Source organism: Streptomyces sp. BPTC-684, assembly GCF_030028635.1.
Lineage (GTDB): Bacteria > Actinomycetota > Actinomycetes > Streptomycetales > Streptomycetaceae > Streptomyces > Streptomyces noboritoensis.
The window spans coordinates 5,620,508-5,633,156 of record NZ_CP124863.1 but is presented as its reverse complement, the minus strand read 5'-3'; the positions used below and the strand labels follow the sequence as shown (position 1 = coordinate 5,633,156).

Annotated in this window: 11 protein-coding genes; 6 read left to right on the top strand and 5 right to left on the bottom strand. The window is 73.4% G+C overall.

Annotation, left to right across the window (positions count from 1 at the left end; genetic code table 11):
• The first annotated feature begins 22 nt into the window (after nucleotides 1-22).
• A complete protein-coding gene (locus tag QIY60_RS25040) occupies nucleotides 23-2,380 on the top strand; it encodes a TIM-barrel domain-containing protein (protein WP_283144433.1) in 2,358 nt (785 codons plus the stop codon).
• 124 nt (nucleotides 2,381-2,504) lie between these two features.
• On the opposite strand, the gene QIY60_RS25035 is transcribed toward QIY60_RS25040, so the two are convergent.
• On the bottom strand, nucleotides 2,505-3,032 hold the full coding sequence (locus QIY60_RS25035; RefSeq protein WP_283144432.1) for an NUDIX domain-containing protein: 528 nt from the start codon (nucleotides 3,030-3,032) through the stop codon (nucleotides 2,505-2,507).
• A gap of 92 nt (nucleotides 3,033-3,124) precedes the next feature.
• Here QIY60_RS25035 and QIY60_RS25030 point away from each other — a divergent pair, with 92 nt between their 5' ends.
• The 5 genes from QIY60_RS25030 (at nucleotide 3,125) to glpK (ending at nucleotide 8,235) form a co-directional block, all read left to right on the top strand.
• Entirely contained in the window at nucleotides 3,125-3,931 is an 807-nt protein-coding gene (locus QIY60_RS25030; protein ID WP_283144431.1) for a M15 family metallopeptidase, read from the top strand.
• Between the two features lie 77 nt (nucleotides 3,932-4,008).
• On the top strand, nucleotides 4,009-4,458 hold the full coding sequence (locus tag QIY60_RS25025) for a zinc ribbon domain-containing protein (RefSeq protein ID WP_283144430.1): 450 nt from the start codon (nucleotides 4,009-4,011) through the stop codon (nucleotides 4,456-4,458).
• Entirely contained in the window at nucleotides 4,455-5,651 is a 1,197-nt protein-coding gene (locus tag QIY60_RS25020) for a lipid-transfer protein (RefSeq protein ID WP_283144429.1), read from the top strand. Before QIY60_RS25025 ends, QIY60_RS25020 begins: the two co-directional genes overlap by 4 nt.
• Nucleotides 5,652-5,954: 303 nt before the next feature.
• Nucleotides 5,955-6,680 (top strand): MIP/aquaporin family protein, encoded by a 726-nt coding sequence (locus QIY60_RS25015; RefSeq protein WP_283144428.1) that lies wholly within the window; start codon nucleotides 5,955-5,957, stop codon nucleotides 6,678-6,680.
• Nucleotides 6,681-6,723: 43 nt separating this feature from the next.
• Nucleotides 6,724-8,235, top strand: a complete 1,512-nt coding sequence (gene glpK, locus QIY60_RS25010; protein WP_283144427.1) for a glycerol kinase GlpK — start codon at nucleotides 6,724-6,726, stop codon at nucleotides 8,233-8,235.
• A 185-nt stretch (nucleotides 8,236-8,420) separates the two neighbouring features.
• Here glpK and QIY60_RS25005 read toward each other — a convergent pair whose 3' ends face one another.
• The 4 genes from QIY60_RS25005 to QIY60_RS24990 are packed head-to-tail and all read right to left on the bottom strand — an operon-like array spanning nucleotide 8,421 to nucleotide 12,648.
• The gene (locus QIY60_RS25005) at nucleotides 8,421-9,026 is read right to left on the bottom strand and encodes an ATP/GTP-binding protein (RefSeq protein ID WP_190089462.1); all 606 of its coding nucleotides are present in this window, start codon (nucleotides 9,024-9,026) and stop codon (nucleotides 8,421-8,423) included.
• Nucleotides 9,007-9,459 carry a DUF742 domain-containing protein gene (locus QIY60_RS25000; RefSeq protein ID WP_283144426.1) on the bottom strand — a complete coding sequence of 151 codons (453 nt, stop codon included), beginning with the start codon at nucleotides 9,457-9,459 and terminating at the stop codon, nucleotides 9,007-9,009. Before QIY60_RS25000 ends, QIY60_RS25005 begins: the two co-directional genes overlap by 20 nt.
• Before the next feature lie 10 nt (nucleotides 9,460-9,469).
• Nucleotides 9,470-9,910, bottom strand: coding sequence for a roadblock/LC7 domain-containing protein (locus QIY60_RS24995; protein WP_101387296.1), 441 nt, complete (start codon nucleotides 9,908-9,910; stop codon nucleotides 9,470-9,472).
• Nucleotides 9,907-12,648 carry a nitrate- and nitrite sensing domain-containing protein gene (locus tag QIY60_RS24990; protein WP_283144425.1) on the bottom strand — a complete coding sequence of 914 codons (2,742 nt, stop codon included), beginning with the start codon at nucleotides 12,646-12,648 and terminating at the stop codon, nucleotides 9,907-9,909. The genes QIY60_RS24995 and QIY60_RS24990 overlap by 4 nt, the downstream gene beginning before the upstream one ends.
• Nucleotide 12,649: the final 1 nt, after the last annotated feature.

Genomic DNA, 12,649 nt, shown 5'->3' with positions numbered 1-12,649 from the left:
GCCGGATGGCAGGGTGAGCCGCATGGACGGCGATGACCTGGTGCGCTCGGTGAAGGCGGTCGGCTCGGTGCAGGGGCTGCGGGCGGTCCGCTCGGCCCTGCGGCGGCGCCGGGCGGACGCGTGGGGGCTGCCCGCGCGCGGGCCCGAGCGCGCCCGGGTGCCCGGTCAGGTCCAGGACGCGGAGCCCCGGCCGGGCGGCGGCGTGGTGCGGTTCGCGCGCTCCGCCCTGGAGGTGCGGGTGGCGGCGGGCGGCGCCGTGTTCTGGGGCTGGGACGGAGCGGGCCCCGAGCCGTCGTACGCGCTGGCGGGGCCCGCGCCCGAGCCCGACGCGCGCGCCGTCCTGGAGCCCGACACGGACGGCGGCTGGCGGGTGGTCTCCGAACGGGTGATGGTGGCGGTGTCCCGGCACGGGGCCGTGGAGGTGCGCACCCCGGGCGGGGTGGTGCTCCGCCGCGAGCTGCCGCCGCGCTGGTGGGAGCCGGTCGGCGGCGGTCCCGCGCGCTGGGTGCAGCGCTCCGAAGTCGCCGCCGACGCGCGCGTGTTCGGGCTGGGCGGGCGCGCGGACGGCCCCCGGCTGCGCGACGGGGCGTACCGGCTGTGGAACACGGACCCGCGCGGCGGCTTCGCCCCCGGCGACGACCCGCTGTACATCACGATGCCGGTGCAGCTGGTGGTGGCGGACGCCGGGACCCATCTGGCGTTCTACGACAACACCTGGGACGGCCGGGTCCTGCTGCGCGAGGGCGAGGAGGGCGCCGGTTCCGGTCATGACCGGGCCGGGAGCAGCGAGCTGCGGATGGAGGGCGGGCCGCTGCGCTGCTGGGTGGTGGCGGGCACCCCCGCGCGCGTGCTGCAGGGGTGGACGGCGCTGACCGGCGCGCCCGCGCTGCCGCCGTCCTGGGCGCTGGGCCCGCAGCACGCCCGCTGGGGCTTCGGCAGCGAGGCCGAGGTGCGGCGGGTCGTCGCCGGGTACCGGGAGCGCGGGCTGCCCCTGTCCGCGCTCCATCTGGACATCGACCACTACGACGCCCACCAGGTGTTCACGGTCGACCGCGAGCACTTCCCGGATCTGCCCCGCCTCGCCAAGGACCTGGCCGAGGACGGGGTGCGGCTGGTGTCGATCGTCGACCCGGCGGTGAAGGCGCAGCGCGGCAACGCGGTGTACGAGAGCGGGCTCGCCGCGGACGCGTTCGTGCGGGACGCGCGCGGTGACGAAGTGCGGGGCGTGGTCTGGCCGGGCGAGTGCGCGTATCCCGACTTCACCGATCCACGCGCGCGTGCCTGGTGGGGCGGGCTCTACCAGGAGCGGCTCGACCAGGGCTTCGCCGGGGTGTGGCACGACATGAACGAGCCGACGTCGTTCGCGCCCTTCGGCGATCCGACCCTGCCCCGCTCGGCGCGGCACGCGCTGGAGGGCCGGGGCGGCGACCACCGCGAGGCCCACAACGTGTACGGCCTGGCCATGGCGCGGGCGGGCTACGAGGGGCTGCGCAGGCTGCGCCCCGACGACCGCCCCTTCCTGTTCAGCCGCTCCGGCTGGGCCGGGATGCAGCGCTACGGGGGCACCTGGTCGGGTGATGTGAGCACCGGCTGGCCGGGGTTGCGGGCCTCGCTCGCCCTGGTGCTCGGGCTGGGGCTGTGCGGGGTGCCGTACTCGGGTCCGGACGTGGGCGGGTTCAGCGGCACCCCGTCGCCGGAGCTGTATCTGCGCTGGTTGCAGCTGGCGGCCCGGCTGCCGTTCTTCCGGACGCACTCGGCGATCTGGGCCGGGCGCCGGGAGCCGTGGGAGTTCGGTCCCGAGGTGCTCGGCCACGCGCGCGTGGCGATGGCCGAGCGGGAGCGGCTGCGCCCGTACTTCACGACGCTGGCGCAGCTCGCCCGGCTGACCGGGGCGCCCTACGCGCGGCCCGTGTGGTGGGGCACGCCGGGCGACCGGGCGCTGCGGGACTGCGAGGACGCGTTCCTGCTCGGCGACGCGCTGCTGGTGGCTCCCGTCTTCGAGCGGGGCACGGACCGGCGGGCGGTGCGGCTGCCGCGCGGCCGCTGGTACGACACGGCGACCGAGGAGCCCCACGAGGGGCCCTGCCAGGTCCTTCTGGACGCGCCCCTGGACCGTATCCCGGTGCTGGCCAGGGCCGGTTCCGTCATCCCGGTGCGCGGCGCGCACGGAGAGGTGGAGCTGGAGGTGTGGGCCCCGGCGGCCGGGCGCACCGGCGGCGGCCTCGTCGTACGGGACGCGGGCGACGGGTGGGCGCCGGCGTCGGTGGAGCGTTTCACCACCCGGACGGCGGGCGGCCGGGTGGTGGTGGAGCGGATCACGGACGAGGGGGCGACCCGGGAGGTGGGCTATGCGGTGCGGGTGCGGGGTGGGGGGCGGTGAGGCGGGGCGGGCGCCCCTGGTGCTCGCCTCCCCAACACCCGGCGCCCTCGCCCCCTCAACGCCCGGCCGCCCCGACCGCCCTCAACGCCCGGCCGCCCACGAGGCCCGAACCGCTCCGGCCCCCTCAACGCCCCGCGAACCACGCCCGTACCACCTGCGTATGCAGCGGAAACGCCAGTTCCTCGGGGCGGCGGAGCACGCGCCAGCCCGCGGTCTCGTCCGTCGGTGCGGGCGGCGGGAGTTCGGCCGCGGCGCGCGCGGGCAGCAGGCCGAACAGGAGCACGTGGTGCGGCGAGCTGAGCGCGTCCGCGAGGCGCACATCGGCGACGGACGCTTCGATTCCGGTCTCTTCGTACAGCTCGCGGACGACCGCCTCCTGCCACAGCTCGCCGTCGTCGACGAAGCCGCCGGGCAGGGCGAAGCGGCCGATGTGGGGCTCCACGGCGCGGGTGATGACGACGAGTCCCGTACCGCGCGCGTCCGTCACGGGAAGGAGGGCGAGGGCGACGGGCAGCGGGTTGCGATAGGTGACGGTCCCGCAGGCCGCGCAGGGGCGGGGCCAGCCGGCCGAGGCCGAGGGGTAGGGCGACCCGCACGCGGCGCAGTGCGAGTCCTTCACAGGCTGCTTGGAGGTCTTCGAGGTCCCGGTCACGCGCGGACTTTAACCGAATACATTCGGCCATCGGATCACATTGCCCCAACTTCCCCTTTTCTACGTCCCGTTGAGCCGTGAAGGGTGTGCTCATGACACTCAGATCAACCGTGCGCGGCCTGGTCGCCGCCGCCGCAGCCCTGCTCGCCGTGACCGCCACCTCGTCCACCGCCCGGGCCACGCCCGAACCCAAGGCACCCGCCGAGTTCGTCGCACTGGCCACCGTGGACCCGACGATCATCCAGGAGATGCGCTACATCACGCCGCACAACTTCGTGGGCAAGCCGATCGACGGCTACAAGCAGCCGGTGTGCATCCTGACCCGCCAGGCGGCCCGGGCGCTGCACCAGGCGCAGCTGAAGCTGCTCCGCGAGGGCTACTCGCTGAAGGTGTACGACTGCTTCCGGCCGCAGCGGGCCGTCGACAACTTCGTGGAGTGGGCGAAGGACCTCGACGACCAGAGGATGAAGACCGAGTTCTATCCGCTTGTCGACAAGTCGAGGCTGTTCGAGGACGTGTACATCGCGGCCAAGTCCGGTCACAGTCGGGGCAGTTCGATCGACGTCACCATCGTGCGGCTGCCCGCGTGGCCGACGCCGCCCTACCGTCCCGGTCAGCCGCTCGTGCCGTGCTTCGCACCGAAGGACCAGCGCTTCCCGGACAACTCCGTCGACATGGGCACCGGCTTCGACTGCTTCGACACCCTCTCGCACACCGACGACCCGCGCATCCAGGGCGTCCAGCGCGCCAACCGCCAGCTCCTGAAGGGCACGCTCCAGGCCGCCGGGTTCGTCGGGATCCCCCAGGAGTGGTGGCACTACACCTTCCAGCCGGAGCCGTTCCCGGACACCTACTTCGACTTCCCGGTGGCGTGGCGCTCGGTGGCCGGTCACCGCTGAGCGACACCCCCTGCCGGAGCGCGGCCACCCGTGGCACACTTCTGACGTTCCGTCAGATACAAGTGCCGGGAGGGGTTTTGACGCGCACGCGCACGCCCGTGGTGGCGGGCTGGTTCACGGAGGCGGAGGATCGGGAGTTCCGGCTGCTCGGTACCCGGTGCTCGGACTGCGCCTCCGTGTTCTTCCCCCGCGAGGACTCCTTCTGCCGCAACCCCGCCTGCGCCGGGCGGGAGCTGACCGAGGTGCCGCTCTCCCCGCGCGGGCGCGTCTGGTCGTACACCGACGGGCGCTACCGGCCACCCGCGCCCTACGTCTTTGACCCCGAGGCCGTCTGGCAGCCGTACACACTGGTCGCCGTGGAGCTGGAGGCCGAGCGGATGGTCGTCCTGGGGCAGGCCGCGCCGGGGGTGACCACCGCCGACCTCGCCGTCGGGATGGAGGTCGAGGTGGTGCCCGGCGTGCTCAATGAAGAAGCCGGGACCGTCTGGACGACCTGGCACTGGCGGCCCGTGGGGGCGGGCGCATGAGCAGCACGGACGACATCGCGGTCCTCGGCGCCGGAATGCACCCCTGGGGCAAATGGGGCAGGAGTTTCATCGAGTACGGGACGGTCGCGGCCCGCGCCGCGCTCGCCGACGCCGGGCTCGACTGGCCGGACGTGCGGTCCGTGGTGGGCGCGGAGACCGTGCGCGGCGGCTACCCCGGGTACGTGGCCGGGGCGACCTTCGCGCGGGCGCTCGGCTGGCAGGGCGCGCGCGTGACGAGCGTGTACGCGGCCTGCGCCTCCGGGGCGCAGGCGATCAACACCGCGCGGGCGCAGATCCTCTCCGGGATGGCCGAGGTGGTGCTCGTGGTGGGCGCCGACGCGGCGCCCAAGGGGTTCTTCGCCCCGGCGGGCGGCGAGCGGCCCGACGATCCCGACTGGCTGCGCTTCCGGGTCCTGGGCGCCACCAACCCGGCCTACTTCGGCCTCTACGCCCGCCGCCGCATGGCCCTGCACGGGGACACGCCCGACGACTTCGCGCGCGTCAAGGTGAAGAACGCGGCCGCCGGCGCGCTCAACCCGTACGCCCGCTACCGCAAGGCGGTGACCGCCGAGGAGGTCGCCGCCTCGGCCGTGGTCGCCGATCCGCTGCGGCTGCTCGACATCTGCGCGACCTCCGACGGGGCGGCCGCCCTGGTGCTGTGCGGCATGGACTACGCGCGCCGGCACGGGGCGGTGGACCCGGTTCGCATACGGGCCGTGTCCACGGTCACACCCACCTACCCGAACACGGTCCTGGACCTGCCGGACATCGCCACCGACTCGGCGGTCGCGGCCGAGCCCTCGCCGTACTCCTTCCGCGCCTCCATCGCCCGGGCCGCCTACGAGGAGGCCGGGATCGGGCCCGAGGACCTGTCGCTGGCCGAGGTGTACGACCTGTCGACCGCCCTGGAGCTGGAGTGGTACGAGGATCTGGGGCTGTGCGGCGCCGGAGAGGGCGCGAAGCTCGTACGGGAGGGCGTGACGGCGCTCGGCGGTCGCGTTCCGGTCAACGCGAGCGGGGGACTCGCATCGTTCGGCGAGGCGGTGCCCGCCCAGGCCATCGCGCAGGTCTGCGAGCTCACCCGGCAGCTGCGCGGCACGGCGGGCGAGCGGCAGATCGACGGGGCGAGGACCGGGATCACCGCCAATCAGGGCCTGTTCGGGCACGGCTCGTCGGTGATCGCGGTGCGCTGAGCTCCCGGCCGCCGTTCCTCGCGTACCCCGGCGGCCGTTGCTGTCGGCGACCTTGACGCTCCATCACGGCCGGTGAACACTTCCCGTTGTCTCTCGGCGTCGCCGTTCCACGGCTCCCGGCCGCGTGCCGTCGCACGCGGTCGCCGGGCTGCTCCCCCACCGGCGATTCCGCCAGACGAGCACGCTCGTCACGGATGCCGGGCGGGGTCGAACGGACCTTCACCACCGGCTCCGCAGCCATGGGAAGCGCGCACCCTGCACGGAGGACCGGGCCACGCCCCGGGCGAGGGCATTGGAGCAGCCATGAGCAACGGGGACATCTTCCTCGGTGAGGTCATCGGCACGTCGATCCTGATCCTCTTCGGCGCCGGGGTGTGCGCCGCGGTCACGCTCAACCACTCCAAGGCGAGAGGCGCCGGCTGGGTGGTCATCGCCTTCGGCTGGGGCTTCGGCGTGCTGGCCGGGGCGTACACCGCGGCGCCCCTGTCCGGCGGCCACCTCAATCCGGCGGTGACCGTCGGCATCGCCGTCGACACCGGCGAGTGGGACAAGGTCTGGCTCTACGTCCTGGGGCAACTGACCGGCGCGATGCTCGGCGCGGTCCTCGCCTACCTCGTGTACTTCGCCCAGTTCCGGGCCAACGCCGACCGGGACGGCGCCGTCCCGACGCTCGGCATCTTCTCGACGATCCCTGAGATCAGGAATCCGGCCGCCAATCTGATCACCGAGATCATCGCCACCGTCGGCCTGGTGCTGCCCGTGCTCGCCTTCGGCGACAACGAGGGCCTGGGCGACTCCGGCAGCACCGTGCTGATCGTGTCGCTGCTCGTCGTCGGCATCGGCCTCTCGCTCGGCGGACCCACCGGGTACGCCGTCAACCCGGCCCGCGACCTCGGCCCGCGCCTGGTGCACAGCGTGCTGCCGATCCCCCGCAAGGGGACGTCGGACTGGGGTTACGCCTGGATACCGGTGGCGGGACCGCTGGCCGGCGGGGCCCTCGGCGGCCTGATCCACCACGCGGCCTTCTGAGACACGCGCCGCGCACCCGCGGCCTTCCGACCTAGGGGTAGCCATGACGGAGAAGTTCGTCGCAGCCATCGACCAGGGCACCACCTCCAGCCGCTGCATCATCTTCGACCAGGGCGGCGCCATCGTCGCCGTGGACCAGCGCGAGCACCGCCAGATCTTCCCGAAGCCCGGCTGGGTGGAGCACGACGCCACCGAGATCTGGTCCAAGGTGCAGGCCGTGGTCGCGGGCGCGCTGGCCAAGGCCGGGATGCGCGCGGAACAGCTCAGCGCGCTCGGCATCACCAACCAGCGCGAGACGACGGTCCTGTGGGACCGGGCGACCGGCAAGCCCGTGCACAACGCGATCGTCTGGCAGGACACCAGGACCTCCGCGCTCTGCGACCGGCTCGGCGCCGAGGACGGCCAGGACCGCTTCCGGGACGCCACCGGGCTGCCGCTGGCCAGCTACTTCTCCGGGCCCAAGGCGGCCTGGCTGCTCGACAACGTCCCCGGGCTGCGGGCCCGTGCCGAGCGCGGCGAGATCGCGTTCGGGACCGTCGACTCCTGGCTGATCTGGAACCTGACCGGCGGCACGGAGGGCGGCGTGCACGTCACGGACGTCACCAACGCCTCGCGGACCATGCTGATGAACCTGTCGACCCTGGAGTGGGACTCCTCGATCCTGGCCGCGATGAACGTACCGGAGGCGATCCTTCCGGAGATCCGGTCGTCGGCGGAGGTGTACGGGACGGCGGTGGGCCAGCTGGCGGGAGTGCCGGTGGCGTCCGCGCTCGGCGACCAGCAGGCGGCGATCTTCGGGCAGGCCTGCTACGACACCGGCACGGCCAAGAACACGTACGGGACCGGGAGTTTCCTGCTGCTCAACACCGGCGGCCGGCCCGTGGCCTCCAAGAGCGGCCTGATCACCACCGTCGGCTACAAGATCGGTGACCAGGCGCCGGTCTACTGCCTGGAGGGCTCGATCGCGATCACCGGGGCCCTGGTCCAGTGGTTCCGGGACCAGCTCGGCCTCATCCGCAGCGCCGCCGAGATCGAGACGCTCGCCGCGAGCGTCGAGGACAACGGCGGCGCCTACATCGTGCCCGCCTTCTCCGGCCTGTTCGCGCCCTACTGGCGCTCGGACGCGCGCGGTGTCATCACCGGCCTGACCCGGTACGTCACCAAGGCGCACCTGGCCCGCGCGGTCCTGGAGGCCACCAGCTGGCAGACCCGCGAGGTGGTGGACGCGATGTACCAGGACTCCGGGGTACGGATCACCACGCTCAAGGTCGACGGCGGGATGACCGTCAACAAACTCCTGATGCAGCATCAGGCGGACGTGCTCGGCGTGCCGGTGATCCGGCCGAAGGTCTCCGAGACGACCTGCCTGGGCGCCGCCTACGCGGCCGGGCTCGCCACCGGGGTGTGGTCGGGCCTGGACGAGCTCAAGGCGCACTGGCGGAAGGACGTGGAGTGGGTACCCGCCATGGAGGCGCGGGTGCGCGAGCGCGAGTACGACAACTGGCGCAAGGCGGTGGAGCGCAGCCTCGGCTGGCACGAGGAGGACGGCAAGTAGGCCACCTCCGCCGGAGCCCCCAAGACGCACGGCCCGTACCCCAGTCGGTGGGGGTACGGGCCGTGTCCCTGCGTACGGGCCTAGGGCCTGTCCGGTGGGTCCGGCCGGCACGCGGGGGTCTGGCACGCCCATCTGCGGCGAAAACGCGCCCCGGGCCGAAGCCGACCGGACTCACCGGACAGGCCCTAGATCGAGACCGTCCGGCGTCTGCGCTCGGAGAGGACCATCGCGTGCTCCACGACCGCGACCAGGACGTCCTTGACGGCCTCGCGGTCGCGCGCGTCCGTCATCATCAGCGGCACGTCCGGGTCGAGGTCGAGCGCGGAGCGCACGGCGTCGGCCGGGTAACGGGCCGCGTCGTCGAAGCAGTTGACGGCCACCGTGAAGGGCAGCCCCCGGCGCTCGAAGTAGTCGATCGCCGCGAAGGAGTCCTCCAGGCGGCGGGTGTCCGCGAGGACCACCGCGCCGAGCGACCCCTGCGCCAGCTCGTCCCAGAGGAACCAGAAGCGGTCCTGGCCGGGCGTGCCGAAGAGGTAGAGGACCAGGTCCTCGCGGAGGGTGATGCGCCCGAAGTCCATCGCGACCGTGGTGGTGCTCTTCGCCTCCACGCCCTCGACGTCGTCGACCGGCCGCCCGGCCTCGCTGAGCCGCTCCTCGGTGCGCAGCGGCCGGATCTCGCTGACCGCGCCCACCAGAGTGGTCTTGCCGACTCCGAAGCCGCCCGCCACCAGGATCTTGAGGGTCACCGGTTCGACGGGCCGCTTCCTGCGGCTAGAGCGCCCGAAGGCCATTGATCACCTCGCGGAGAAGGGACTCGTCCGGCAGCTCGGCCGGCGGAACGGGTCGGGAGACGTGCACCAGCTGGTCCTGGACGAGATCGCCCACCAGGACGCGGACCACCCCGACGGGGAGGTCGAGTCCGGCGGCGAGCTCGGCGATGGACTGCGGGGTGCCGACGCAGCGCTCGACGATCTCGACGTGCTCGGGCGAGAGCGAGTGGTCGTGCCCCGGGTCGTCGGCGGCCGGTTCGGGCACCACCACCGCGATCAGGTCGAGCCGGTGCTGACCGGCACTGCTGGTGCGGCCGCGGGTCATCGCGTACGGCCGCACCACCGGTCCCGCGTCGTCGTCGAACCAGTGGTGCTGCCGGGGCGGCGACTGCTGCGGCACCCGGTCCGGCTGCTGCGGGCCGTTCGCCGGCGCCCGCTGGTCTGCGTCACTCATACCGTCGCGCTCACCCTGCGGTGGGCAGGCCGGTCCGTGGTGCCGTGGTGAGGTGGGCCCCGACCCGCTTGACCATCAGGGTCATCTCGTACGCCACCTGGCCGACGTCCGACTCGGCGTCGGACAGGACGGCCAGACAGCTGCCGTCCCCGGCGGCGGTCACGAACAGGAAGGCGTCGTCGAGCTCCACGACGGTCTGGCGGACCCCGCCCACGTCGAAGTGGCGGCCGACCCCCTTGGCGAGGCTGTGGAAGCCGGAGGCGACGGCGGCCAGGTGCTCGCCGTCCTCCCGCGTCAGGTCCCTCGACGTGCCGGTGGGCAGGCCGTCGCTGGACAGGACGAGCGCCTTGCGGATGGAACCGACCCGGTCGACCAACTCGTCCAGCAACCAGTTGAGTTCCCCGGCGCCCTTCCCGATGACGTCGTGTGCTGCGGACTTCGGTGCGGTCATCGACCGTCCCCCTCCGGTGTATTGCGTCGTACGCCGCCCAGGGCCTGGTCGGGCCCGTCGGCTGTGGTCTCTGCGCTGGTCATCGCGTTGTGCCGACGCCCGCGCTGCCAACCACGCTGCATCGACGCCATACGGTTGCGCACTTCCTCTGCGTCGCGCTCGGGCTGCGGCTGAGCGCCCGGGCCGCCCGGCCCGGTGCGGTCCGCGGGCTCGGCGGAGGTCTCTTTCAGCTGGGGGGCGAGGCTGGCCTGGCGGACCCGGCGGGGCAGGGCGCCCTGCAAGCCGGTTCCGTCGGCGGCCTCGCGGCCGGGAGCGGGCCGCAGCGGCTCGGGCGCCGGGGCCGGGACGAGCCCGCTGGCGCGCAGCGCGTCGGCCCGCCGCCGCTCCGGGGCCGGCCCGGACGGACGGACCGGCTCCGCCGCGGGCGACGGGTGGTCGCGGCCGGGCTGGTCGTCGACCCGGCGCCCGTGGTCGCTGACCAGGGTCGGCGCGGGCGGACGGCGGCGCGGCAGCGGTACGGGACCGGACGGCCGGCCCGGGGCTCCGGCGCCTTCGTCGGCCGCCTGCTGGTGCTGTCGGCGCTCGGCCGGGACGCCGCGGGGCGCGCCGAGGAAGCCGGTGCGGTCGTCGTCCCGCTCGTCGGCGCCCAGGGGGTGCGGCGTGTCCAGCTCCAACGGGTCCACGGGTGCCTCCAGTTCGACCGGCCCGTCGAGCAGGGCGCGGTCGGGGATGCCCACCGGGAGCGGGGAGAGCGCACGGGGTCCGGCGTCCCGCTCGCGGCGCCCGACGGCGTCGCCGTGGGCCGCCTTGCGGTCCAGGCGGAAGCCGGTGCCGTTGGTGTCCGGCGCGTCGGTGAGCAGGGCCGCCGGGATGAACACGACCGCCGTGGTGCCGCCGTACGGGGAGGGCTGGAGCGAGACGCGGACGTTCTGCCGCTGGGCGAGCCGGCTGACCACGAACAGGCCGAGCCGGTCGGTGTCGGAGAGCTCGAACTCGGGGGTCTCGGCGAGGCGCAGGTTGGCGTCGAGGAGCGCTTCGGGCGTCATGCCCAGGCCCCGGTCGTGGATCTCCAGGGTGAAGCCGTTGGCCACCCGCTCGCCGTGCACCTGGACGGCGGTGTGCGGGGGCGAGAACACCGTGGCGTTCTCCAGGAGTTCGGCCACCAGGTGGGTGAGGTCCGCGACGGCCGGGCCGCCCACGCCGAGCCGGGGCAGTCTGCGGACCTCTATGCGCTCGTAGTCCTCGACCTCGGCCACGGCCGCCCGGACGACGTCCATCAGCTGGACGGGCTTGCGCCACTGGCGGGAGGGGGCGGCGCCGGAGAGGATCACCAGGCCTTCGGCGTGGCGGCGCATACGGGTGGTGAGGTGGTCGAGCCGGAAGAGGTCGGCGAGCTCGTCGGTGTCCTCGGTGCGGCGCTCCATGGTGTCGAGGAGCGTGAGCTGGCGGTGGAGGAGGACCTGGTTGCGGCGGGCCAGGTTGACGAAGACCTCGGCCACCCCGCGCCGCACGTCGGCCTGTTTGACGGCGGCTTCGACGGCCGCGCGCTGAAGGGTGTTGAGGGCCTGGCCGACCTGGCCGACCTCGTCCTTCTCGTAGTCCAGGCGCGGTGCCTCGGTCTCCACGTCGACGTGTTCGCCGGCGGCGAGGCGGCGCATCACGCTCGGCAGGCGCACGCCGGACACCTCGTGCGCCTCCTTGCGGAGCCGGGTGAGGTCGCGGATCAGCTCGCGGCCGATGCGGACGGAGAGGAACAGCGAGAAGACGAGGGCGAGGAAGCCGAGGACGCCCGCGACACCGGCCTTGATGAGGACGTTGAAGGCGACCGGGTGGACGCGGTCGCGGTAGCGGTCGTCGGCGTCCGAGACGGCCTGCGAGAGGCGCGTGAGCAGCGGGGTCGCGGTCTGCTGCCAGCGGGCCAGGTCGACGCGCGGGTTCTTGGTGGGGCCCGCGGTGATGATGTTCTGCTCGGCGGCGCGCAGCGACTCGGAGCCCGCGGCGGCCCAGAACCGCTCGAAGATCTCGCGCTCGCCGCCGGGCAGGTTCTCCAGGCTGATCTCGTACAGGAGCGTGCGGTTGGCCACCAGGTTGACCACCTCGCGCAGCTCGTTCCAGGTGAACTGCGGCGGGGCGACCAGCGAGGAGGCGACCAGGGCGTCCTCGCGCGCCAGCATCTCGCGGGCCCGGGCCAGGCCCACGACCGCGCGGCCCTGCTTGTCCATGTCCACGTTCTCCAGCGCGTGGAGATTGGTCAGGAACGTGTAGCAGGGGTCGATGACGCCGCTGTACGCCTCCAGCGCACGGGTGCGGTTGACGCTGCGTCGGTCGATCTGCTGGCGCAGATCGCCGATGCCGTCGAACTCCTGGAGGACGGTCTTCAGCCGAGCCCGGGCCGCCGGGCGCAGATCGTCGCGCACCTGGGAGTCATTGGCGGCGGAACGAATCTTCGCCACCGCGCGGTCGGTGTCCCGGCGGCGGTTCTGCAGCGCGGCGAGCGCGTCGGCGGCCCGCTGGTCGGCCAAGTAGACGAGCGTCTGACGGCGTTCCTCCTGGATGACCTGGACCGTGTCCTCCATCGGGGAGCCGACCTTGTCCACGATGTACGTGACGTTCAGCAGCTCGTTGGCCTCGCGGCCGGTGATGTAGGTCGTGAATCCCCACAGAGCGGTGAGGGAGACGAGCGGCACCAGCAGCAACGCCACGATCTTCCTGCGGATGGACTTCCCGCGAAAGCGCATG

Excerpts from the sequence above, each read along its gene's own strand:
- QIY60_RS25015 (WP_283144428.1), top strand. The coding sequence starts at position 5,955 with ATGAGCAACGGGGACATCTTCCTCGGTGAGGTCATCGGCACGTCGATC.
- QIY60_RS24990 (WP_283144425.1), bottom strand. The coding sequence starts at position 12,648 with ATGCGCTTTCGCGGGAAGTCCATCCGCAGGAAGATCGTGGCGTTGCTG.
- QIY60_RS25020 (WP_283144429.1), top strand. The coding sequence starts at position 4,455 with ATGAGCAGCACGGACGACATCGCGGTCCTCGGCGCCGGAATGCACCCC.
- glpK (WP_283144427.1), top strand. The coding sequence starts at position 6,724 with ATGACGGAGAAGTTCGTCGCAGCCATCGACCAGGGCACCACCTCCAGC.
- QIY60_RS25005 (WP_190089462.1), bottom strand. The coding sequence starts at position 9,026 with ATGGCCTTCGGGCGCTCTAGCCGCAGGAAGCGGCCCGTCGAACCGGTG.
- QIY60_RS25030 (WP_283144431.1), top strand. The coding sequence starts at position 3,125 with ATGACACTCAGATCAACCGTGCGCGGCCTGGTCGCCGCCGCCGCAGCC.
- QIY60_RS24995 (WP_101387296.1), bottom strand. The coding sequence starts at position 9,910 with ATGACCGCACCGAAGTCCGCAGCACACGACGTCATCGGGAAGGGCGCC.
- QIY60_RS25000 (WP_283144426.1), bottom strand. The coding sequence starts at position 9,459 with ATGAGTGACGCAGACCAGCGGGCGCCGGCGAACGGCCCGCAGCAGCCG.
- QIY60_RS25040 (WP_283144433.1), top strand. The coding sequence starts at position 23 with ATGGACGGCGATGACCTGGTGCGCTCGGTGAAGGCGGTCGGCTCGGTG.